The 22,890-nt window shown below is 66.2% G+C and carries 22 protein-coding genes and 1 riboswitch; of the genes, 15 read left to right on the forward strand and 7 right to left on the reverse strand.

Annotated features, from left to right (window positions below):
* Positions 1-77: 77 nt before the first annotated feature.
* Positions 78-1,718: a gamma-glutamyltransferase family protein gene (locus HDG34_RS05835; protein WP_184058390.1), complete on the reverse strand. Its 1,641-nt coding sequence runs from the start codon at positions 1,716-1,718 to the stop codon at positions 78-80.
* A 319-nt stretch (positions 1,719-2,037) separates the two neighbouring features.
* On the opposite strand from HDG34_RS05835, the gene HDG34_RS05840 reads away from it, so the two are divergent.
* The 3 genes from HDG34_RS05840 to HDG34_RS05850 all read left to right on the forward strand — a co-directional run bounded on the left by HDG34_RS05840 (position 2,038) and on the right by HDG34_RS05850 (position 4,170).
* Entirely contained in the window at positions 2,038-2,817 is a 780-nt protein-coding gene (locus HDG34_RS05840) for a DeoR/GlpR family DNA-binding transcription regulator (RefSeq protein WP_184022964.1), read from the forward strand.
* A gap of 306 nt (positions 2,818-3,123) precedes the next feature.
* A complete protein-coding gene (locus tag HDG34_RS05845) occupies positions 3,124-3,321 on the forward strand; it encodes a hypothetical protein (RefSeq protein WP_167368606.1) in 198 nt (65 codons plus the stop codon).
* A gap of 195 nt (positions 3,322-3,516) precedes the next feature.
* On the forward strand, positions 3,517-4,170 hold the full coding sequence (locus HDG34_RS05850; protein ID WP_184058392.1) for a TetR/AcrR family transcriptional regulator: 654 nt from the start codon (positions 3,517-3,519) through the stop codon (positions 4,168-4,170).
* Between the two features lie 31 nt (positions 4,171-4,201).
* Here HDG34_RS05850 and HDG34_RS05855 read toward each other — a convergent pair whose 3' ends face one another.
* Positions 4,202-4,576: a hypothetical protein gene (locus HDG34_RS05855; RefSeq protein WP_184050855.1), complete on the reverse strand. Its 375-nt coding sequence runs from the start codon at positions 4,574-4,576 to the stop codon at positions 4,202-4,204.
* Positions 4,577-4,776: 200 nt separating this feature from the next.
* Between HDG34_RS05855 and glpD the strand changes: the two genes are divergently transcribed.
* The 3 genes from glpD to HDG34_RS05870 all read left to right on the forward strand — a co-directional run bounded on the left by glpD (position 4,777) and on the right by HDG34_RS05870 (position 8,875).
* A complete protein-coding gene (gene glpD / locus HDG34_RS05860) occupies positions 4,777-6,306 on the forward strand; it encodes a glycerol-3-phosphate dehydrogenase (RefSeq protein ID WP_184058394.1) in 1,530 nt (509 codons plus the stop codon).
* 259 nt (positions 6,307-6,565) lie between these two features.
* Positions 6,566-8,065, forward strand: coding sequence for a glycerol kinase GlpK (glpK, locus tag HDG34_RS05865; protein WP_184058396.1), 1,500 nt, complete (start codon positions 6,566-6,568; stop codon positions 8,063-8,065).
* Between the two features lie 123 nt (positions 8,066-8,188).
* Complete coding sequence (locus HDG34_RS05870) at positions 8,189-8,875, forward strand: HAD family phosphatase (protein ID WP_184058398.1); 687 nt, start codon at positions 8,189-8,191, stop codon at positions 8,873-8,875.
* 94 nt (positions 8,876-8,969) lie between these two features.
* On the opposite strand, the gene ribB is transcribed toward HDG34_RS05870, so the two are convergent.
* The 4 genes from ribB to HDG34_RS40075 form a co-directional block, all read right to left on the reverse strand.
* Positions 8,970-9,689, reverse strand: a complete 720-nt coding sequence (gene ribB, locus HDG34_RS05875; RefSeq protein ID WP_184058400.1) for a 3,4-dihydroxy-2-butanone-4-phosphate synthase — start codon at positions 9,687-9,689, stop codon at positions 8,970-8,972.
* 147 nt (positions 9,690-9,836) lie between these two features.
* A riboswitch (FMN riboswitch) is annotated at positions 9,837-10,020 on the reverse strand.
* Positions 10,021-10,157: 137 nt separating this feature from the next.
* The gene (locus HDG34_RS05880; RefSeq protein WP_184058402.1) at positions 10,158-10,865 is read right to left on the reverse strand and encodes a helix-turn-helix domain-containing protein; all 708 of its coding nucleotides are present in this window, start codon (positions 10,863-10,865) and stop codon (positions 10,158-10,160) included.
* Between the two features lie 130 nt (positions 10,866-10,995).
* Positions 10,996-12,162, reverse strand: coding sequence for an MFS transporter (locus HDG34_RS05885; RefSeq protein WP_184058404.1), 1,167 nt, complete (start codon positions 12,160-12,162; stop codon positions 10,996-10,998).
* A gap of 26 nt (positions 12,163-12,188) precedes the next feature.
* Positions 12,189-12,407, reverse strand: a complete 219-nt coding sequence (locus HDG34_RS40075; protein WP_409259246.1) for a hypothetical protein — start codon at positions 12,405-12,407, stop codon at positions 12,189-12,191.
* Between HDG34_RS40075 and HDG34_RS40080 the strand changes: the two genes are divergently transcribed.
* From HDG34_RS40080 to lnt, 8 genes are all read left to right on the forward strand, one after another.
* Entirely contained in the window at positions 12,397-12,657 is a 261-nt protein-coding gene (locus HDG34_RS40080) for a hypothetical protein (RefSeq protein WP_409259247.1), read from the forward strand. The two genes, HDG34_RS40075 and HDG34_RS40080, sit on opposite strands and share 11 nt — an antisense overlap.
* A 50-nt stretch (positions 12,658-12,707) precedes the next feature.
* Positions 12,708-13,673 (forward strand): LysR family transcriptional regulator, encoded by a 966-nt coding sequence (locus HDG34_RS05895; RefSeq protein WP_184058406.1) that lies wholly within the window; start codon positions 12,708-12,710, stop codon positions 13,671-13,673.
* 131 nt (positions 13,674-13,804) lie between these two features.
* Positions 13,805-15,190 carry a tRNA (N6-isopentenyl adenosine(37)-C2)-methylthiotransferase MiaB gene (gene miaB, locus HDG34_RS05900; protein ID WP_184058408.1) on the forward strand — a complete coding sequence of 462 codons (1,386 nt, stop codon included), beginning with the start codon at positions 13,805-13,807 and terminating at the stop codon, positions 15,188-15,190.
* Between the two features lie 43 nt (positions 15,191-15,233).
* A complete protein-coding gene (locus HDG34_RS05905; protein WP_184058409.1) occupies positions 15,234-16,316 on the forward strand; it encodes a PhoH family protein in 1,083 nt (360 codons plus the stop codon).
* 84 nt (positions 16,317-16,400) lie between these two features.
* A complete protein-coding gene (gene ybeY, locus HDG34_RS05910) occupies positions 16,401-16,862 on the forward strand; it encodes an rRNA maturation RNase YbeY (protein ID WP_184058411.1) in 462 nt (153 codons plus the stop codon).
* Positions 16,863-16,903: 41 nt separating this feature from the next.
* Entirely contained in the window at positions 16,904-17,563 is a 660-nt protein-coding gene (locus tag HDG34_RS05915; protein WP_090801802.1) for a gamma-glutamylcyclotransferase, read from the forward strand.
* Positions 17,564-17,782: 219 nt separating this feature from the next.
* Positions 17,783-18,688 (forward strand): HlyC/CorC family transporter, encoded by a 906-nt coding sequence (locus HDG34_RS05920; RefSeq protein ID WP_184058413.1) that lies wholly within the window; start codon positions 17,783-17,785, stop codon positions 18,686-18,688.
* Between the two features lie 118 nt (positions 18,689-18,806).
* Positions 18,807-20,558, forward strand: coding sequence for an apolipoprotein N-acyltransferase (lnt, locus tag HDG34_RS05925; protein ID WP_184058415.1), 1,752 nt, complete (start codon positions 18,807-18,809; stop codon positions 20,556-20,558).
* Between the two features lie 82 nt (positions 20,559-20,640).
* On the opposite strand, the gene HDG34_RS05930 is transcribed toward lnt, so the two are convergent.
* Positions 20,641-21,255: a glutathione S-transferase C-terminal domain-containing protein gene (locus tag HDG34_RS05930; protein ID WP_018421769.1), complete on the reverse strand. Its 615-nt coding sequence runs from the start codon at positions 21,253-21,255 to the stop codon at positions 20,641-20,643.
* Positions 21,256-21,466: 211 nt separating this feature from the next.
* Here HDG34_RS05930 and HDG34_RS05935 point away from each other — a divergent pair, with 211 nt between their 5' ends.
* A complete protein-coding gene (locus tag HDG34_RS05935; RefSeq protein WP_184058417.1) occupies positions 21,467-22,885 on the forward strand; it encodes an aminopeptidase P N-terminal domain-containing protein in 1,419 nt (472 codons plus the stop codon).
* Positions 22,886-22,890: the final 5 nt, after the last annotated feature.

Genomic DNA, 22,890 nt, shown 5'->3' on the forward strand with positions numbered 1-22,890 from the left:
CGTTCGTTACGTGTTACCCGGGTGTCGGACCTGAGTCCCGGTGCGGACCTCGGCCCCGTGCGTCGCCTCGTCGTGGCCTAGAAGCCGGCGGCGAGACCGTCGCGGCGGCTGTCGCTGGCCGCCACGTAGCCGCGCTCCGGCTCGTTGCGATCGAGTTTCCAGATGAACTGGCCGGAGCCGAAGTCCATGTACGGATCGTCGACCGACTTGATCGTGTGGCCGAGCTTCTGCAGGCCCTCGGTGGTCTTCGGATCGAGCGTCGACTCGATATCGACCGTGAAGTCGCGGTTGACCTTCCAGCGCGGCGCGTCGCACGCGGCCTGCGGCTGCTGAGCGTAGTCGAGCATGCGCACCACCGTTTGCAGATGGCCTTGCGGCTGCATGTCGCCGCCCATCACGCCGAAGCTCATCACCGCTTCCTGCTGGCCGTTCACCTGCTGCGTGAGGAACGCCGGGATGATCGTGTGGAACGGCCGCTTGCCGCCCTCGACGACGTTCGGCGACTTCGGATCCATCGAGAAGCCGCAGCCGCGGTTCTGCAGCGCGATGCCGCTGTCCGGCACCACCACACCCGAGCCGAAGCCCATGTAGTTCGACTGGATGAAACTGACCATCATGCCGCTCTCGTCCGCGGCCGACATGTAGATGGTGCCGCCCGCCTTCGGCATGCCGAAGTCGAAGTGCGTCGCCCGCTTCGGATCGATCAGCTTCGCGCGCGAGCTCAGGTACGCGTCGTCGAGCATCTGCTCGGGCGTGACTTCCATCGACCGCGGATCGGCCACATAGCGATACAGGTCGGCAAACGCGAGCTTCATCGCTTCGATCTGCAGATGCTGCGACTCGACGCTGTCGACCTTCAGCGACTTCACGTCGAACTTCTCGAGGATGCCGAGCGCAACCAGCGCCGCGATGCCCTGGCCGTTCGGCGGAATCTCATGCACGGTGTAGCCGCGATAGTCCTTGCCGATCGGCTCGACCCAGTCCGCGCGGTAGTTGCGGAGATCGTCGGCGCTCAGCGCGGCGCCGCCTTCGCGTGCGAACGCGGCGATCCGCTCGGCGATCTCGCCTTCGTAGTACGCGCGCGGGCCCTGCCCGGCGATCAGGCGCAGCGTCTTCGCGTGACCGGGCAAGCGCACCAGCTCGCTGACCTCAGGCGCGCGGCCGCGCGGCATGAAGGTCTGCGCGAAGCCCGGCTGATCCTTCAGTTCCGGCACCGCGGCCGCCCATTTGTACGCGACGATGCTCGCCACCGCGTGACCGCGCTCGGCGATCTCGATGGCCGGCTCCATCAGGTCGGCGAACGGCAGCTTGCCGAACTTCTGGTGCAGCGCTTCCCAACCGGCGATCACGCCCGGCACCGTGACGGCGTCCCAGCCACGCTTCGGCTGTTTCGCGAAGCCGTTTTCCTCGCCGTATTTGCGCTTGAAGTAATCGACGTTCCACGCAGCCGGCGACACGCCCGACGCGTTCAGGCCATGCAGCTTCTTGCCGTCCCACACGAGCGCGAACGCGTCGCCGCCCAGGCCGCACGACACCGGTTCGACCACTGTCATCGCTGCGGCGGCCGCGATGGCCGCGTCGACGGCATTGCCGCCCTTCCACAACATGCGCAGCCCGGCCTGCGCCGCGAGCGGATGCGAGGTCGAAACGATATTGCGTGCGAATACGGGCAGACGTTGCGTCGGATAAGGGTTTTGCCAGTTGCTGAAGCCAGTCATGTCGAACACTCTCGAAAGCGCGGGCCGGCACGAAAAAGTCGCCGGACATCATGGGAAAGGTTGTAAGGCAGGTAAATCGCGGAACCCAGGATTGCATCGCGAAGCGCACCAAAAAACAAATTCATTTATCAAATGAATAAATGCGTCTTGCACCTGAGTGAAGGTTCGAGCAGGTTCGGAGCGTTCGCGGCCAGTTGGCGGACAAGGGGCGCGATGGTTTTACAATAGCCGCAATCGCGTTCGTCGACGGCGGGCTTTCTGCCAGCCGCTCGATGATCGCGACGGACCACGCCGACACGACAGCCACCACTCAAGACACATGACACGAGACCCCCGCCTGACTCTCAACGCCCGGCAACAGGAATTGCTGGAGTGGGTGCAACGCGACGGCTTCGTGACCGTGGACGACCTCGCGAGCCACTTCGACGTCACCCCGCAGACGATCCGCCGCGACGTCAACTGGCTCGCCGATATGAATCTGCTGCGCCGCTATCACGGCGGCGCCAGTCTGCCGACCAGTTCCGAAAACGTCTCCTACACCGCGCGCCAGCGCATGTTTCATGAAGAGAAAAGACGCATCGCGGCGCTAGTCGCCACTCACATTCCCGATCAGGCATCGCTCTTCATCAATCTCGGCACGACCACCGAGGAAGTGGCACGCGCGCTGAACCGCCACCGTGGACTGCGCGTGATCACGAACAATCTGAACGTCGCAAGCATGATGAGCGGCTACCCGGATTGCGAAGTGCTGGTGACGGGGGGCATCGTGCGGCCGTGGGATAAGGGCATCGTCGGTGAACTGGCGATCGACTTCATCCGGCAGTTCAAAGTCGATTTCGCGATCATCGGCACGTCGAGCATCGAAACGGACGGTACGCTGCGCGATTTCGACACGCGCGAAGTGCGTGTCGCCGAGGCGATCATCGAGCACGCACGCACCGTGTTCCTCGCCGCGGATCACTCCAAGTTTGGCCGCCCGGCGCTAGTTCGCCAGGGACATCTGGAGCAGATCGACGCATTGTTCACCGACGCCGCGCCGGCCGCCGACATGGCCGAAGCGCTGAACGCCGCGAATTGTCAAATCTATATCGCCGGATAATTCCAGGCGATCTCCGCCATGCTGCGGTGCACGCAAAACCTCGCGTGAAATCAAGAATCTGGCTGCGGGGCCGGACCGCCGATCGCGCGACCAATTGTCAAATGGAAAATTTACGGGGACCAGGTTGGCGTTTCATCGGTGCTCGCCTACACTCCAGTTCCCCAACGTGCGTTGCGAGTTTCGCACGGCGTCGGTTTGTGAATCTGTAGTGTAAGCCGTACCTCCCGCCCTGATCCTTAGCGGACCCCGCCCCGGCCTGTCGGTCGACTGCAAGGCTGTCCGCAATTTGCTGACATGGAGAGAACGATGCTGAGTCCGCATGAATTCGCCACGTTGTTACTCGTCAAGGACGCCCCCAACCAGGTCGAAATGGACCGAGAAGAACTCGATGCGTTGCTCGAACGCCAACTGGTGCAACTCGAACGCCTCGCATCGGGCAACGAAGAATGGCGCGTGACCGAAACCGGCGACACCGCATTGCGGGCCATCAAACGTTTTTCCTGAGATTCCCTGTCGTTCGATCCGAGAGCCGTTGGCGGCGTATCCGCGCCGCCCTGGCGGATGCGCCGCGCGCTTCGCTCGAGACTACCGGTCTCGTATCGTTCAACTCCCCTGACAGCGGGCCGCCTTCGCGGCCCTTTGTTGTGCGCATCTCATTTACACAGTAAATTCACGCGACGGACTTCCCCGCCCTCGCGCATGCCCAAGACGCTCTCCGCCGACGACATCCAGCAGTTTCGCGAAGCCATGCGACGCGTCGCCGAAAACGCATTTGCGACCCGCGGCGCGCAAGGCGTGACGATGCGCGAGCTGGCGAAGGAGCTCGGCTGCAGCGCGATGACACCGTATCGCTATTTCCGCGACAAGGAAGAAATTCTGGCGATGGTCCGCGCCGCCGCGTTCAACCGCTTCGCCGCGCGCCTCGAAGCGGCCGCGCGCGGCATCCCCGCGAACGCCCCCGCCATCGATCACAGCGCCGTCGGCCGGGCCTACGTCGACTTCGCGCTCGATGAACCGCACGCCTACCGTTTGATGTTCGATCAGACGCCGCAACAGCAAGGCGCTTACCCTGAACTGGCCGCGGCGTCGCAGCGCGCGTGGCGTCTGCTGGAAGCGCACTTCGAGCGGCTCGTCGAGGCGGGTATTCTCGAAGGCGATCCGCGCCTGATCGGCTATGCGTACTGGACGAGCCTGCACGGCTTCACGATGCTTGCGCTCGCGAACCAGCTACCGCCGTCGGCGGCGCAACAGGCCGATTCCGCCGGCGACGGAGCGCCGAAGCCATCACGTGAAGCCGTGTTCGCGCAGCTTTTGCGCATGCTGTGGCGCGGAGCGTCGGCGCCGCACAAGTGAACCGGTTCGCCGGTCAACAACCCGCTGCTGCTTACCCGTTACGCAAGGTCGGATCGGCACTCGCACGCCAGCTGATCGCCCTTGCGCGCTGCTCGTTGAAGAACTCGACCCACTGGTTGCGCACCTTCGGATCGCTGCTCGTCGCCTCGCTCGCATGGCGCTGCGCGATCGATGCCTGGAACGCGCAGAAGTCGTCGTTCGACAGCCGGCCGCGCCGGTTCGCCACATAGGCATCGAAGAACGTCTCATAGACGTTCTGCGCGTCGCTGCCGTAGTCGACGGTTTGCGGCGAGCACATCTTCTGTAACGCCTCGAACGACGTTGCGCCCCTCGTCCCTTCCAGACTCGGCGTACTCACGCATCCCGCCAGCAGCGCCGCCGCGCCGATCATCAAAAGTCCACGCATACATCACCTCGAAATGGCTGCTACCGAGAGTATCGTCCGCGGTCGCGCGTTGTGCCACTCCCGTGCCATTCGACCCAAGGCTCGCTCGGGTCGAAGCGAACTTTACTTTTTCGAATATGTTCATTAAAGTTCGAAAACGAACATGATTCGTTCAATCAGCTTTCCAACTTACTCCCAGATTCGATGCAGAGGCTCACCAGGTGACGCAAGGCACGAAATACGATTTGCTCGTCGTCGGTGGCGGGATCAACGGCGCCGGCATCGCCCGCGACGCGGCCGGCCGCGGCCTGACGGTGCTGCTGTGCGAGCAGGACGATCTGGCCGCGCACACCTCGTCGGCAAGTACCAAGCTGATCCACGGCGGCCTGCGCTACCTCGAGTACCGCGAGTTCGGGCTCGTGCGCAAGGCGCTGCAGGAGCGCGAGACGCTGCTGCGCGCGGCGCCGCACATCATCTGGCCGCTGCGCTTCGTGATGCCGCATATGCCGGATCTGCGCCCCGCCTGGCTGATCCGCGCGGGTCTGTTCCTGTACGACCATCTGGCCAAACGTGAGCTGCTGCCGGGCTCGCGCGGCATCGTGATGAGCCGGCATCCGGCCGGCGCGCCGCTCGTCGAAACGATCAAGCGCGGCTTCGTTTATTCGGACGGCTGGGTCAACGACGCGCGCCTCGTCGTCCTGAACGCGCTCGACGCGCACGAGCGCGGCGCGACGATCCTCACGCGCACGAAGCTGGTCAACGCAGAGCGCGCCGGCGGCGAGTGGCGCGCGCAACTGCAACGCGCGGACGGCACGACGCTCGACGTGCGCGCCGCCGCGATCGCGAACGCGGCGGGCCCGTGGGTCGGCGAGCTGCTGAAGGGCGCGCTCGGCCGGCCATCGGCGCATAGCGTGCGGCTCGTCAAGGGCAGCCACATCGTCACGCGGCGCCTATTCGAGCACGACCACGCGTACATCTTCCAGAACGCCGATAAGCGGATCATCTTCGCGATTCCCTACGAGCACGACTACACGCTGATCGGCACCACCGACCTCGAATATCGCGGCGACCCATCGCAAGTCGCGATCGACGCCAACGAAACGCAGTATCTGTGCGATTCGATCAACCGCTACTTCAGGCAGAAGATCTCGCCGGCCGACGTGCGCTGGAGCTATTCGGGCGTGCGCCCGCTGCTGGAGGACGAGAACGCGGACAATCCGTCGGCGGTCACGCGCGACTACTCGCTCGAACTCGACGCGCCCGCGGAACAGGCGCCGCTGCTGTCGGTGTTCGGCGGCAAGATCACGACGTTTCGCAAGCTCGCCGAGCAGGCCGTCGATACGCTCACCGACGCGCTGCGCCACGGCGGGTCCGCGTGGACCGTCGACGCGCCGCTGCCGGGCGGCGACATCGCACAGGCGAACTTCAATCGCTTCCTCGGTGAGTTCTCGCGCGAGCATGCGTGGCTGCCGGCGTCGCTCGCGCTTCGGCTCGCGCGCGCGTATGGCACGCGCGCGAATCGCGTGATCGGCCTCGCGCGCTCGCGCGCCGAGCTCGGTCCCGAGTTCGCGCCGGGACTGCACGAAGCCGAGCTGGTTTATCTGCGCGATACCGAATGGGCGCGCACCGCGCAGGACGTGCTGTGGCGGCGCTCGAAGCTCGGCCTGCACGTCGAGCCGGGCACGCTCGATGAGGTTACGCGCGATATCGACGCGTGGTTCGCGCGCGAACCGGCCCGGCAGAGCGCGTAGGCGGCCCGGCCGGGCAAACTGGCATGCCCCGACAAAAGCGGCGGCAAACACAACGCGGCGCCAATGCCGGGTGAAGCAAACGGCGCGAGCCCGTAGAAACGGCGCACACCATGCGCGCGTCCCGGGCCGGCCCCACCGCAGCTTCGGCTGGACGACACCGGCACGCGCCCTCACACTATGGCGGCCCGCTCACAACAACACGCCGCTCGCATCGCCGGCCAGCAATCCGGCGATCCGTAATATGCATGGAGAAGAGACAATGCTGGATCAGTACGTTCTCGCGCTTGACCAAGGCACCACCAGCTCGCGCGCGATGCTGTTCGACCGGCGCGGCAACGTCGTGTCGACCGCACAAAAGGAATTCCAGCAGATCTACCCGCACCCGGGCTGGGTCGAGCACGATCCGCAGGAAATCTGGTCAACGCAGGCCGGCGTCGCCGCCGAGGCGGTCACGCGAGCCGGCATGAACGGCACGTCGATCGCGGCGATCGGCATCACGAACCAGCGCGAAACCACGATCGTGTGGGATCGCGAAACCGGCCACCCGATCTACAACGCGATCGTCTGGCAGGACCGCCGCACCGCCGACTTCTGCGACGACCTGAAAGCGCAGGGTCTCGAAGCGAGCGTGCGCGCGAAGACCGGCTTGCCGATCGACTCGTATTTCTCGGCGACCAAAATCCGCTGGATTCTCGACAACGTCGAGGGCGCGCGCGAAAAAGCGCGTCAGGGCCGGCTCGCGTTCGGCACCGTCGACAGCTGGCTGATGTGGAATTTCACGAAGGGCGCGCTGCACGTCACCGACGTGACCAACGCGTCGCGCACGATGCTGTTCAACATCCACACCCTGAAGTGGGACGACGAACTGCTCGCCGCGCTCGACATTCCGCGCAGCATGCTGCCGCAAGTACGGCCGTCGTCGGAGGTGTACGGGCCGACGGTGACCACCGTGTTCGCGTCGAAGATTCCACTCGCGGGCATCGCCGGCGATCAGCACGCCGCGCTGTTCGGCCAGATGTGCACCGAGTCCGGCATGGTCAAGAACACCTACGGCACCGGCTGCTTCCTCGTGATGAACACGGGCGCCAAACCGATCGAATCGAACAACAATCTCGTCACGACGATCGCCTGGCAGATCGGCGAGCGTATCGACTACGCGCTCGAAGGCAGCATCTTCATCGGCGGCGCCGTGGTGCAGTGGCTGCGCGACGGCCTCGGCATCATCAGGAACGCGGCGGAAATCGAAACGCTCGCGCGCGGCGTGCCGCATTGCGACGGCGTGTATCTCGTGCCCGCGTTCGCCGGCCTCGGCGCGCCGCACTGGAACGCGCATGCGCGCGGCACGCTGTTCGGCGTCACGCGCGGCACGACCTCCGCGCATCTCGCGCGCGCGGCGCTCGATTCGATCGCCTATCAATCGCTCGACGTGCTGAAGGCGATGGAAGCCGACTCGGGCATTCGCATCGGCGAGTTGCGCGTGGACGGCGGCGCCTGCGCGAACAATCTGCTGATGCAGTTCCAGGCCGACATCCTCGGCGTCGACACGGTGCGCCCCCAGGTGTCCGAGACCACCGCACTCGGCGCCGCCTATCTGGCCGGTCTTGCGGTGGGCTACTGGAAGGACATCGACGAGTTGAAAAGCCAGTGGAAGCTCGAGCACCGCTTCACGCCGGCGCTACCGCCTGCGGAGGTCAGGACCTGCCTCGATGGCTGGCAGCGCGCGATCCGCGCGGCGAAGGCCTGGGCCGATACACCGTAAGGCCGCGGGCACGCAGAACGCCAAAAGGACGCGGTCCGAAAGTACGTATGATGACGCTTTTCATCTCGGCGCGCGGGCCCGCAACCCGCCGCCCGCGCGCTTTGCGCTTACCGTTTTTCAGGCATGATCGACCACCTCATCTGTGACTGCGACGGCGTGCTCGTCGACAGTGAAGTCATCGCCGATCGCGTGATGTTCGACACGCTGACGGCCACCTTCCCCGGCATCGATTTCGCCCCCGTCGTCAAAACCGCGTTCGGCCAGCAAACCTCGCGCTTTCTCGCCGGCCTCGAAACGCGGTTCGACATCACGCTGCCGGTGAACTTCCTCGACACGATCGAGCACCATGTCGAGCTCGCGCTCGCCGCGTCGCTCGGTCCGATCCACGGCGTGCGCGACGCGCTGCAACGCGTGACGCTGCCGGCAGCGGTCGTGTCGAACAGCCGTATGTCGCGCGTCGCCGCATCGGTACGGCGCGCGGGTCTGCAGCAGATTTTCGGCGAGCGCGTGTTCAGCGCCGAGCAGGTCGCGCGGCCGAAGCCGTATCCGGACGTCTATCTGTTCGCGGCCACGACGCTTGGCGTCGTGCCGGCGCGTTGCCTCGTCGTCGAGGACAGCGTCGCGGGTTTGAACGCGGCGCGCGCGGCAGGCATGAAGACGATCGCGTTCGTCGGCGCGAGCCATATTCCGGACGGCTACGCGGATGCGCTGCGCGCGATGGGTATCACGCGAATCATCAAGCATATGGATGAACTGCCGGCGCTCATCGAGGCGGGCGTGCGCGGCGAATTCGGCGACGTGCAGTCGTAGCGGTTTTGCGCAACGCCGATAAAAAAGCCGGTTCTTCGGAAGAAGAACCGGCTTTTTGCGTCATGGCGTCGCGTGCCGCTCGATGGACGGCCCGTCAAGCCTCGGCAATCGCGCCCTCGCGCACCTGCGCGAGCGACTCGCGAAACTCGACCAGCTCGGCGATCGTCAGCATCGGCAGATCATGTTGCGCGGCGAAGCGCTCGACGTCCGCGCCGCGCGTCATCGTGCCGTCGGCGTTCATCAGTTCGCACAGCACGCCGGCCGGCTTCAGGCCCGCGAGAATCGCCAGATCGACGGTGCCTTCGGTGTGGCCGCGCCGCGCCAGCACGCCGCCCGGCATCGCGCGCAGCGGGAACACGTGGCCGGGGCGCAAGATGTCGGCGGGTTTGGCCGTATCGGCGATCGCGGCGCGGATCGTGGTCACGCGATCCTGCGCGGACACGCCGGTGCTGACGCCTTCGCGCGCTTCGATCGACACCGTGAACGCGGTGCCGTGACGGCTTTCGTTGTTGACGGCCATCGGCGGCAGTTCGAGCGCGCGGATCTTGTCGTCGGGCAGGCACAGGCAGACGATGCCGCTGCATTCCCGGATCAGCAGCGCCATCGTTTCGACCGACAGGCGCTCGGCCGCGACGATCAGATCGGCTTCGTTCTCGCGGTCGTGGTCGTCCTGCAGCACCACGGCACGGCCCTCGCGCAGCGCCTGCAAGGCGGCGGCGATACGCGGCGGAACGGCTTCGGTGGCAAGCAGCGGGAGATCGGCGAAGGCATCGTCTGCAATCGTCGACGGAGCAGGAAAAGCAGCAAAGGACATAGTTGAAACGCTCATCGCAAAAGTTGGGCGAGAAACGTTTCAGGGCATTGCAAACAGACTGACACGCGCCGCCCAGGCGCCGCGCGAAAGCGGACGCTGATACGCCACCCGGCTACAGGCGACGTCGCGGAACGCACATGACTATCTGCACATCTTCTTCCATCCGGACTATGACCGTCGGCTCTGGCTTCTGACCAGATCTGCTGACCCCGCTCCTGTCTGCGCTATGCCGAAGGCTAAGCGATGCGGGCGCTCGCGGGCTTGCCGGCTCACGCTGTCGCGCTGCCGGCCCACCGCCGGTGGGGAATTTCACCCCGCCCTGAAGACGCACTGATTGCCGGTTCGACCGGCGGGCGAAGCATACAACAGTCGCGCGAGCGCTGCAGCGCGACGAACAAAGACCCTACTCATTGCATTGGACCTGCATCGACGCCCTGACCCGCGCTTGAACCTCGACGCCGTCGATTCTCAACCCGGCACACCTTTGCGTGCGGCTTCGTCGCGTGCGGCGCCCGCGGCCGGCACTTCCCAGCGCGGCGGCGTCTCAGCCCGCAGCGTCACGCGAAACGCGCGCGCCTCGGTGTCGCCGGGATTGCGCAGGCTGTGCGGCTGGTCGGCGTCGAACACGATCGCGTCGCCGGTCGCGAGCAGTTGACGCTGGTCGTGCACGCTGACTTCGAGCGTACCGTCGCTGACCACCAGATTCACCGTCGTGCCAGGCGCGCGGCGCACGCCCGCTTCGGTATGCAGCGGGGCGATCCGCAGTTCGTGAAACTCGGCGGCGATCGACTCGTCGTCGGGACACAGCGGCCGCACCGAGTAGCGACCGTTCGCGCTGACCACGCGGGCCGAGCGCTCGGCCGGCAGATGCTCGAAGCCGTTGGTCGCGTGACGCCGCAGGAACGCCGCCACCGACACCTTCAGCGCCGCCGCCACCTTGCACAGCACCTTGATCGACGGCACGCTGCGCGCCGATTCGATCTGCGCGAGCATGGCGCGCGACACGCCTGACGCGCGCGCCAGCGCATCGAGCGAAAGCTGCCGTTCGGCGCGCAGCCGCGCCAGATTCACGCCGACCAGCTGTTCGAGCGCATCGAAGGGTTCGGCGGAGCGCGGCGCCGCGTCGGTGTCGGCATCGGCAGAGGGATCGCGGACCAGCGCGAGCGGGGAATGCATATTGGCCTCCAGAGCCCCGCCAGGCGGGGCAAGAGCAGTAAGTGGAAGCAAGATAGCATCGGCTTTGGCCGCGCCCAACGAAGTTATCTTCACACTGTTATCAGCATGGCGGAGGCAAGCAACTGACGACTCACGCGCTTTGCGCGAGCGCGCGCGCCGGCGCATCCATGCGCGCCGCGAACCACGTCAGCAGCAGCGCGGCGACGCTGACCGCGGCGGCAACCCACGGCAAGGTATCGAGCGCGTGGCCGTGATTGATCACGAGACCGCCGAGCCACGCACCCGCTGCATTGCCGACGTTGAACGCGCCGATGTTCAGTGTCGACGCGAGATTCGGCGCGGCGGCGGCCTTCTCGACCACGCGCATCTGCAACGGGGGCACCGTTGCGAACGCCGCGATGCCCCACACGAACACCGTGATCGCGGCAGCCGCTTGCGAATGGCTGGTGCGCGCGAAGATCGCCATCACGACCGCGAGCGCGGCGAGAATGCCCATCAGCGACGGCATCAGCGCGCGGTCCGCAAGCTTGCCGCCGACCATGTTGCCGATCGTCAGGCCCACGCCGAACAGCACGAGGATCAGCGTCACGCCGCGCGGCGAAAAACCGCTCACCTGCTCGAGGATCGGCGCGATATAGGTGAACACGACGAACACGCCCCCGAAGCCGAGCACCGTCATCGCGAGGGCGCTCCACACTTGCGGGTCTTGCAGCACGCGCACTTCGTGGGCGAGGCCGGCGGGGCCGGTGTCGTGGCGGTTCGGCACCAGCGCGCTGATGCCCGCGAGCGACAGCACGCCGAAGCCGCTGACGATCCAGAAGGCCGCGCGCCAGCCGAACTGCTGGCCGACGAAGGTGCCGAACGGCACGCCGAGCACGTTCGCGAGCGTTAGGCCCGTGAACATCAGCGCGATCGCGCTCGCGCGCTTTTCGGCCGGCACGAGCGAGGCCGCGACCACCGCGCCGATGCCGAAGAACGAGCCGTGCGCGAACGAGGTCACGACGCGCGCGATCATCAGCACCGAATAACCCGGCGCCACCGCGCACAACACATTGCCGACGATGAACACGCCCATCAGCAGCTGCAGCGCGAACTTGCGCGACATCCTGCTCGTGACTACCGCGAGCAGTGGCGCGCCGACCGCGACGCCGAGCGCATAGCCGCTGACGAGCAGGCCCGCGGACGGGATCGACACGGCCAGATCGCGCGCCACTTCGGGCAACAGGCCCATGATGACGAATTCGGTGGTACCGATGGCGAAGGCGCTAATCGCGAGCGCGAGTAATGGCATGGGCATTTTTCCGCTCCGGGAATGAGGTGGGATCAGGGTTTGGGTTGAAGGGCCTGGCGCGCCGCCGTCACGAATTCGATGACGACGCCCGGCGCGAGCGCGACGAACAGCTGCCGCTGCTCCTGTTGCACAGCGCTCGCCGGCACCTGCGCGGTCTGATAGCCGATGTCGTGCGCGTCGAGCCGCTCGAGCAACGCTTGCCATTTGCCGGCGCTATCGAGCCGACAGGCGATGTGATCGATGCGCGGCATGACCGCGGCCCGCCGCGCCGGAAGCCGGCGCGGCGATCAGATGCACTACCGGGCGGCCGCTTGCGTTCAGCCAGTAGCCGTCGACGGAAAACGGCGGGCGCGCGCCTTCGGTGAACCCGGCGATGTCGACGAAGAAACGTCGGGCGGAATCAAGGTCGGCGGTGACGATGGTCGCGTGACCGAGTTGCATGACGAAGGACAGCAGCGGAGGTTTCGACGGCTGCATTGTCGCGGCGTGACGCCAATTTGATAATTGGCGTAGCATTTGAAGCATTTTCAAATTCTGCTTGAAAGCCAGCGATGGATAACCTCGGCGACATCCGCCTCTTCGTCGAAGCGGCGCAGCAAGGCAGCTTGTCGGCGGCGGGCCGCAAGATGGGTCTGACACCCGCCGCGGCGAGCGCGCGGCTCGCGAAACTGGAAGCGAGGCTCAAAGCGCGCCTGTTCGAGCGCACCACGCGGCAGCTACGGCTCACCGACGAAGGCCGCCTCTACCTGAACTGCTGCCGCCAGGCGCTGCAATCGCTGGACGACGCCGAAGCCGCGCTGCAAGCGGGCCAGGGCGTCGTGCGCGGCAAGGTGCGGGTGTCGGCGACCTCGGACTTCGGCCGCAACCTGCTGATGCACTGGCTCGACGAATTCAACGCGCTGTACCCGGACGTGACGTTCGCGTTGACGCTGTCGGATGCGCTGGCCAATCTCGTGCAGGAGGACATCGATCTGGCGATCCGCTTCGGCGTGCCGCAGGACAGCTCGCTGGTCGCGCGCCGGCTCGCGCCGAACCGGCGGGTGCTGTGCGCATCACCGGAATACGTCGGGCGTCGCGGCGAGCCGAAGGACCCGCTCGACCTCGCCAATTTCGACTGCATCGTGCTCGGCACCGCATCGGGGCCGGCCAGCGAATGGCGCTTCACGCGCGGTGACGAGGTGCAGCACTACAGCGTGCCGTTCGAAGCGGCGCGCGAAACCAACGACGGCGCGGTCGCGCGCGAATGGGCGCTGCGCGGCTACGGCATCGCGATCAAATCGATGTGGGACGTGGAAGCGGACCTGCGCGCCGGTCGCCTGAAGATCCTGCTGCCGGAATGGCGCTACCCCGATGCCCCGCTGCACGCGCTGTATCACCGCAATCGCTTCATGGCGCCGCGCGTGCGCGTGCTGCTCGATTTCCTCGCCGAGCGCTTCGCGCAGGTGTCGGATGAACTGGAAAGCCTGCTGGGACTGCCGCCGGACCGGCCAATGAGCGCCGAAACCCCCGTTGCGTGAAGGGCTATAATATGCAGTTACGCTGCAAAGACACGCGCAAGCCGGCCATCACGCGCCGCGCTGCCCCGCGCCGCGGCCTCCTTCACCTTTTACGACGCCCCCAGGTTAACCACTGCGACCGGCGAAATTCGATGACCAAGAAAGTTTATGTAAAGACCTTTGGCTGCCAGATGAACGAGTACGACTCCGACAAGATGGTCGACGTGCTCGGTGCCGCTGAAGGACTCGTCAAGACCGACACGCCGGAAGACGCCGACGTGATCCTGTTCAACACCTGCTCGGTGCGCGAAAAAGCGCAGGAAAAAGTCTTCTCCGACCTCGGCCGCGTACGCGAGCTGAAGGATGCGAATCCGAATCTGATCATTGGCGTGGGTGGCTGTGTCGCGAGTCAGGAAGGCGCATCGATCGTCGCGCGCGCGCCGTACGTCGATATCGTGTTCGGTCCGCAAACGCTGCACCGCCTGCCGCAGATGATCGACGAGCGCCGCGCGAGCGGCCGCGCGCAGGTCGATATTTCGTTTCCCGAAATTGAGAAGTTCGATCACCTGCCGCCGGCGCGCGTCGAAGGTCCGAGCGCGTTCGTGTCGATCATGGAAGGCTGCAGCAAGTACTGCAGCTACTGCGTCGTGCCGTACACGCGCGGCGAGGAAGTGTCGCGTCCGCTCGACGACGTGCTGACCGAAATCGCCGGCCTCGCCGACCAGGGCGTGCGCGAAGTCACGCTGCTCGGCCAGAACGTGAACGCTTATCGTGGAAAATTCGGCGGCGCGCTGACCGTGGGTTCGACCGAGATCGCCGACTTCGCGACGCTGATCGAATACGTCGCGGACCTCCCCGGCATCGAACGGATCCGCTACACGACGTCGCATCCGAAGGAGTTCACGCAGCGCCTGATCGACACCTACGCGAAGGTACCGAAGCTCGTCAGCCACCTGCATCTGCCGGTGCAGCACGGCTCCGACCGCATCCTGATGGCGATGAAGCGCGGCTACACCGTGCTCGAGTACAAGTCGGTGATCCGCAAGCTGCGCGCGATTCGCCCGGACCTGTCGCTGTCGACGGACATGATCGTCGGCTTCCCCGGCGAGACCGAGGAAGACTTCGCGAAGATGATGGCGCTCGTCGAAGAGATGAAGTACGACACGAGCTTCTCGTTCATCTACAGCCCGCGTCCCGGCACGCCGGCCGCGAACCTGCACGACGACACGCCGCGCGAGGTGAAGCTCAAGCGCCTGCAGCATCTGCAGGCCACGATCGAAGAGAACGTGCAGCGCATCAGCCACGCGATGGTCGGCAAGGTCGAACGCATTCTGGTCGAGCGCCCGGCGCGCAAGGACCCGAACGAGCTCGCGGGCCGCACCGGGAACAACCGCGTCGTCAATTTCCCGGCGCCGGTCGCGTCGCATGCACGGCTGATCGGTCAGATGGTCGACGTGAAGATCGTGCACGCGTATCCGCACTCGCTGCGTGGTGAACTCGTGATGGTTCACGACGACAGCGCCGCGACGACGCATTGAACGACATTCTGAGTACCGCAACCGACAGGATCGACTCACCGCCTTGAAGACCACTCAGCAGCCTCTGGAATTCACCGCACCGCGCGAAGATAACGCGCGGCTCGCCAACCTCTGCGGACCGCTCGACGAAAATCTGCGGCAGATCGAGCAGGCGCTCGACGTGACCCTGCAGCGCCGCGGCCACCGCATCGCGATCCGCGGGCGCGGCGCGAAGCTCGCGCTCACCGCGCTCGAAAACTTCTACAACAACGCGCGCGAGCCTTTGTCGGTCGACGACATCCAGCTCGCGCTCGTCGAAGTGCGTCATCCGGTGCGTCATCGTTCGAATGGCAACGGCAATGGCAATGGCGACACCGTCGACGCGCACTTCGCCGGCAATCCCGACCACCCTTTCGACCAGCCCGCCGACACCAATGCGAGCGAGGACGACTTCGAGGAATACGGCCCGAAGCTGTACACGCGACGCGCGGATCTGCGCGGCCGCACGCCGGCGCAGCGCGAGTACCTGAAGCAGATCGTGTCGCACGATGTCACGTTCGGCGTCGGCCCGGCCGGCACTGGCAAGACCTATCTCGCGGTGGCCTGCGCGGTCGACGCGCTCGAGCGCGACCAGGTCAAACGCATCGTGCTGACGCGCCCGGCCGTCGAGGCGGGCGAGCGGCTCGGCTTTTTGCCGGGCGATCTCGCGCAGAAAGTCGATCCGTATCTGCGCCCGCTCTACGACGCGCTGTACGACCTGCTCGGCTTCGACAAAACCGCGAAGATGTTCGAGCGGCAGATGATCGAAATCGCGCCGCTCGCATACATGCGCGGCCGCACGCTGAATCACGCGTTCATCATCCTCGACGAGGCGCAGAACACCACGCCCGAGCAGATGAAGATGTTCCTCACGCGAATCGGCTTCGGCTCGAAGGCGGTCGTCACCGGCGACACGACCCAGGTCGATCTGCCGCGCGGCCAGAAGAGCGGGCTGATCGAAGCGCAACAGGTGCTCGCGAACGTGCGCGGCATCGCGCTCACGCGTTTCACGAGCGCGGACGTGGTGCGGCATCCGCTGGTCGCGCGAATTGTGGAGGCGTACGATGCGCATGCGCAGAAGTCGCCGGCCGCGGTCGATCCGCGCTAAAGCGATGCGCTTAGCAGCGCGAGGCCCGCGTCGCCTCGCCGCAAAAAAAAAGACTGAGCCAGGAATGCCACGCATAGAAACCGCATGAGCCGCACCCCGAAACTGACGTTGAGCCTGCAATTCCCCGCCGCCAAAGCCTGGCCGGAACACAAAGCGCTGCTGCCGCGCGCGACGGTGGCCGGCTGGATCAAGGCGGCGCTGTTCGCGGACGGCGAACTGACGGTTCGGTTCGTCGACGCCGAAGAAGGCCGCACGCTGAATCGCACCTATCGCGGCAAGGATTACGCGACCAACGTGCTGACCTTCGCCTATGCCGAATCGGAAGATGATCCCGTCACGGGCGATCTGATTCTGTGCTGCCCGGTGGTCGAGAAGGAAGCCGTCGAGCAGGGCAAGCCGCTCGCCGCGCATTACGCGCACCTGCTCGTGCACGGCACGCTGCATGCACAGGGCTACGACCACGAGGTCGAAGAAGAAGCCGAGGAAATGGAAGCGATCGAAACCGAAATTCTCGGCAAGCTCGGCTTTCCGGACCCTTACCAATAGGCGTTCCGCCCCTCCTCGACGCCAGCCCGCCCGAACCCACCGTGAGCACTCCGTCCCCCGAAGCCGATATCCCCGTGCGCTGTCCGGACTACCCGCCGGTGCTCGGCGACTCGCGGCTCCTGACGGACGACGAACTGCGCGCGTCGCTCGAATCCACGTTGCGCGGCTGGGACCGCCAAAGCGATCTGTGGCTGTTCGGCTATGGCTCGCTGATCTGGAACCCGGGCCTGCCGACCGTCGAGGCGATGCGCTCGAAGGTGCACGGCTATCACCGCGGCCTCTATCTGTGGTCGCGAGTCAATCGCGGCACGCCAGAGCAGCCCGGCCTCGTGCTCGCGCTCGATCGCGGCGGCTCGTGCACCGGCATGGCCTTCCGGCTCGCGGCCGATGGCTCGAGGCCGCATCTCGAAGCACTGTGGCGCCGCGAAATGCCGATGGGCTCGTACCGTCCCGCGTGGCTGCCGTGCGTGCTCGCGGACGGCCGGCGCGTCGACGCGCTCGCATTCGTGATGCGCCGCGACGTGCCGAGCTACACCGGCAAGTTGCGCGACGACATCATCCAGACCGTGCTGGGCTGCGCGAGCGGCCGCTACGGCACGACCTTCGATTACGTGAGCCGCACCGTGCACGCGCTGCGCGAAAGCGGCATGCCGGACCGCGCGCTCGAAGCGCTGCTCGCGCGCTGCAAGCCAGCCGTGTGACCACGGCATCTCGGCGAAAACCCCACCCGCGACTTTTTTGCCGGCGAGCGCTTTTGCCCGCGTAATCGGTTAGGATGATTCCACGCTCCGCCGTCGCGGCGGGGCCGTTTCACCCTGGCTTCGCTCATCGCCGGGCCCGGCGGGACACGGTTCCGCCATGCGCCTGGTGTATCCTTAACGCTCTGCAACAGCGCGCCCAGTCTCGCCGGGCGCACTACCATGAACGACACGTATCCCAGTCGACGCCATACCGGACGTCAACTCGACAAACCGCAGGAAAAGCGCTCGCTGCTCGAGCGCCTGACCGACTTCATCTCGCCCGAGCCCGACTCGCGCGCCGAACTTCTGGAAATTCTGCAGGACGCGCACGAACGCAACCTGATCGACGCCGACTCGCTGTCGATGATCGAAGGCGTGTTCCAGGTGTCGGAACTGAGCGCACGCGACATCATGGTGCCGCGCGCGCAAATGGACGCGATCAACATCGCGGACAATCCCGCTGAATTCATCCCCTACGTGCTGGACAAGGCGCATTCGCGCTATCCGGTCTACGAGGGCAATCGCGACAACATCATCGGCGTGCTGCTCGCGAAAGATCTGCTGCGCTACTACGCCGAAGAAGAGTTCGACGTGCGCGGCATGCTGCGCCCTGCCGTGTTCATCCCCGAGTCGAAGCGGCTGAACGTGCTGCTGCACGACTTCCGCGTGAACCGCAACCACCTCGCGGTGGTCGTCGACGAGTACGGCGGCGTCGCGGGCCTGATCACGATCGAAGACGTACTGGAGCAGATCGTCGGCGACATCGAGGACGAATACGATTTCGACGAGGAGAGCGGCAACATCATCGCTTCGCCGGACGGACGCTTCCGCGTGCGCGCGCTGACCGAGATCGAGCAGTTCAACGACACCTTCGGCACGCATTATTCGGACGACGAGGTCGACACGATCGGCGGGCTGGTCACGCATCACTTCGGCCGGGTGCCGCATCGGGGCGAGACAGTCCGCCTCGACGACCTGATCTTCGAGATCCTGCGCGGCGACGCCCGCCAGATCCACATGCTGCTGGTGCGCCGCGACCCGCTCGCGGGCCAGCGCGAGCGCGAGTCACAGCACGTGCAGACCTGAGCCGGCGGCTCGGGCCGATGCACGGCCTGAGCGCCCGCGCGCTTTCGTTGCCGGCGCATTTGCCAACTCGTTTGCCTACTGAGTTGCCCTTTCAACTACCGACGCCGACCGCGCAACAATGGCCGACCCGATTACTTCCCGTTCGCACCGCGGCGCCCCCGCCCCCGCTCCCACCGAAGACGGCACGCGCAGCCGCGCGCTGCCGCGCTGGCACTACCTCGTCGCACTGGCCGCTGGCGCGGCCAATACGCTGTCGTTCGCGCCGACGCCGCATGGCGGCTGGCTGCAACTCGCGATCTTCGTGTTGTTCTTCGCGTGGCTCACGCGCAGCACCGGCTGGAAAAGCGCCGCGCTGACGGGCGGCGCGTTCGGCTTCGGCAACTTCGTGAGCGGGGTCTGGTGGCTGTATGTGAGCATGCACTACTACGGCGGCATGCCGGCACCGCTCGCCGGCACGGCGCTCGTGCTGTTCTGCCTGTATCTCGCGGTCTATCCGGCGCTCGCCGCGGGGGTGTGGTCGTTCTGCGCGGGCCATGCGCGCAACGGCGCGGCCGACGAGCGCGCGCCATTCTCGCCGACCTGGCACGGCGCGCTCGCCTTTGCAAGCGCGTGGGCGATCGGCGAATGGCTGCGCGGCACGGTGTTCACCGGGTTTCCGTGGCTCGCCACCGGTTATGCGCAGGTCGACGGCCCGTTGGCGGGGTTTGCGCCGGTGGTCGGCGTATATGGCGTCGGTTGGATGGTTGCGCTGACGGCCGCGTTGATCGTGCAGGCGTTGCTGGCGCTGCTGCCGTCGTGGCGCTCCGGGCGGGCGAATGAATCGCTCGAGCCGAACGCCAGCGCCGCTGATGACGCCGGCGATCGCGCCGCGCGGGGCCGCGGCACGCGCATCGCCCCCATCGTCGTGCCTGCTGGCGTCGCGCTCGCGCTGCTCGTGATCGGCCTGCTGCTGCCGCTCGTGCAGTGGACCACGCCCGCCAACGCGGCGCTGTCGGTGCGGCTGTTGCAAGGCAACGTGAAGCAGGAGATGAAGTTCGAGGAAGCCGGCTTGCGCGCGGCGGTCGACGAGTATCAGCAGATGATCACGTCGAAGCCGGCCGATCTGATCGTCACGCCGGAAACCGCGATCCCCGTGCTCGCGCAGCAGCTTCCGCCGAACTTCGCGGCCGCGATCCGCCAGTTCACGGATTCGACCGGCAGCGCGCTGCTGTTCGGCGCGATCGGCGGCACGATCACGCCGGACGGCCGGGTGGTCGACTACACCAACAGCCTGTTCGGCGTCACGCCCGGCTCGCACGAGATTTATCGCTACGACAAGCACCATCTGGTACCGTTCGGCGAATTCGTGCCGTGGGGCTTCCGCTGGTTCGTGAACCTGATGAACATTCCGCTCGGCGATTTCTTCCGCGGCCCGCCGGTACAAAAGCCGTTCATGGTGCATAACCAGCCTGTCGCGGTGAACATCTGCTACGAGGACATCTTCGGCGAGGAGATCGCGCGCACGCTGCGCGAGAATGCGACGCCCGCCGGCGTGCTGATCAACTCGACCAATCTCGCGTGGTTCGGCGACACGATCGCGCTCGACCAGCATCTGCAGATCGCGCGCATGCGCTCGCTCGAAACCGGCCGGCCGATGCTGCGCGCAACCAACACCGGCATCACCGCCGCGATCGACGCGAACGGCCGCGTGATCGGGCGCCTGACGCCCTACACGGTCGGTTCGCTCGACGTGCGCGTGCAAGGCACCTCAGGCTACACGCCTTACGTGACGAGCGGCAACAACACGGTGCTCGCGGTGTCGGCGCTGCTGCTCGCGTTCGGTTTCGCGTTCGGACCGGGGCTCGCGCGGCGACGCAACGGCAAGCGGTAACGCCGACGCCAAAGGCACGACACCCGCAAAAAAAATGCGCCTGACATGCAGGCGCATTTTTTTCATGCTCGTTCGAGCTTCATCAATCCTTCGGCACCGTATCGATGAACGACTGCCGCAGCGACAGCTTCTGGAAGTGCTTGTCCAGATTCGGATGCGATTCGCGCCAGTTCAGTTCCGGCATACGGAAGTCCAGATAGCCGAGCGCGCAGCCCACCGCGATGTCGGCCAGCGTGTAGTGATTGCTCGCGCACCACGGCTTGCTGCCGAGCCCTTGCGACATCGCGATCAGCGCTTCGTCGATCTTGCGCTGCTGCCGCGCGAGCCACGCGTCCACGCGCTGCTCGGGCGCGCGCTGCGTGCCTTCGAGACGGATCAGCACGGCCGCGTCGAGCATGCCGTCGGCGAGCGCTTCCCAGCAGCGCACTGCGACGCGCTCGCGCCCCGACGGCGGAATCAGCTTGCCGACCGGCGACAGCGTATCGACGTACTCGCAGATCACGCGTGAATCGAACACGGCCTCGCCGTCTTCCATCACGAGGCACGGCACCTTGCCGAGCGGATTGAAGGTGTGAATCCGGGTATCCGGCGCCCAGACGTTCTCGGGCACCAGTTCGTAGTCGATCTTCTTATCGGCGAGCACGATGCGTGCTTTGCGCACGAACGGGCTGCCGAACGAACCGATGAGTTTCATCATGACCTTCTGCCTTTTTCTGAATCCGGCGAAAGTATAAGTGGTCCAAGGCTTCCGCGAGCGTGCTGGCGCCATCTTCGCGAACCGCCCGCCGAGCCGCTGTGGACAGATTGCAACATGACGGCGGCCGCCGCGCCGTCCGGAGCCGCACAAAGCGAGTCAATGTCCTGCGCGGAGAATGGGGCCAGGAGAATCGCGGCGCTACAATCGCACGATGAACCAGCCGACCGAACCCACCATCGCCATCGACGTCTACCGCACGCGCCGCGAGCGCGTTCTCGCCGCGCTGCGCGCCGCGGGCGGCGGCGTCGCCATCGTCCCGACCGCGCCGGAAGCGCTGCGCAACCGCGACACTGACTACCCGTACCGCCACGACAGCTACTTCTATTATCTGACCGGCTTCACCGAGCCCGAAGCGCTGCTGGTGCTCGATGCCAGCGCCGCGCCCGGCGCGCCCGCGTCGATGCTGTTCTGCCGCGAGAAAAGCGTCGAGCGCGAGACATGGGAAGGCTTCCGCTTCGGCCCCGACGGCGCGCGCGAAGCATTCGGGCTCGACGCCGCGTTCCCGATCGGCGAACTCGACACGCAGCTGCCGCGCATCATCGCCGACAAGCCGGCGCTGCACTACGCGTTCGGCACCTCGGCGCATTTCGACGAGCAGGTGCGCGGCTGGCTCGACGCGGTGCGCGCGCAAAGCCGCGGCGGCACCGTCGCGCCCACGGCCGCGCGCGACCTGCTGCCGTTGCTCGACGAGATGCGGCTCGTCAAGGACGACCACGAACTCGCGATCATGCGCCGCGCCGGACAGATTTCGGCGGCCGCGCATCGTCGCGCTATGGCGCTGTGCCGGCCCGGTATCCGCGAGTACGAACTCGAGGCCGAACTGCTCTACACGTTCCGCAAGTTTGGCGCGCAGGCGCCGGCCTATACGTCGATCGTCGCGGCTGGCGCGAACGCGTGCGTGCTGCACTACCCGGCCGGCAACGCGATCGCGCGCGACGGCGAGCTGATCCTGATCGACGCGGCCTGCGAACTCGACGGCTACGCGTCCGACATCACGCGCACGTTTCCGGCGAGCGGGCGTTTCACGCCGGCGCAGCGCGAGCTGTACGACATCGTGCTGGCAGCGCAGCAGGCCGCCGTCGACGCGACGCGCGCCGGTGCGAGCTTCGACGATCCGCATCAGGCCGCGCTGCGCGTGCTGTCGCAGGGACTGCTCGACACCGGCATCGTGCCGCGCGCGAAGTTCGCCTCGGTCGACGACGTGATCGCCGAGCGCGCCTACGTGCCGTTCTACATGCACCGCACCGGCCACTGGCTCGGCATGGACGTGCACGACTGCGGCGACTACCGCGAGCGCGGCGCGCCGCGCGACGAAGCGGGCGTGCTGCCGTGGCGCACGCTGCGCGCGTCCATGACGCTGACGATCGAGCCGGGCTTGTACGTCCGCCCGGCCGAGGGTGTGCCCGAACGCTACTGGAACATCGGCATCCGCATCGAGGACGACGCGATCGTGACGCCGACCGGCTGCGAGCTGATCACGCGCGACGTGCCGGTCGCCGCCGACGAGATCGAGGCGCTGATGCAGGAAGCACGAGCCCTCCATCAAGCGTCGCATCAACAGAGGACCTGATCCGC

This window comes from Paraburkholderia sp. HC6.4b, assembly GCF_014200875.1.
Taxonomy (GTDB): domain Bacteria; phylum Pseudomonadota; class Gammaproteobacteria; order Burkholderiales; family Burkholderiaceae; genus Paraburkholderia; species Paraburkholderia tuberum.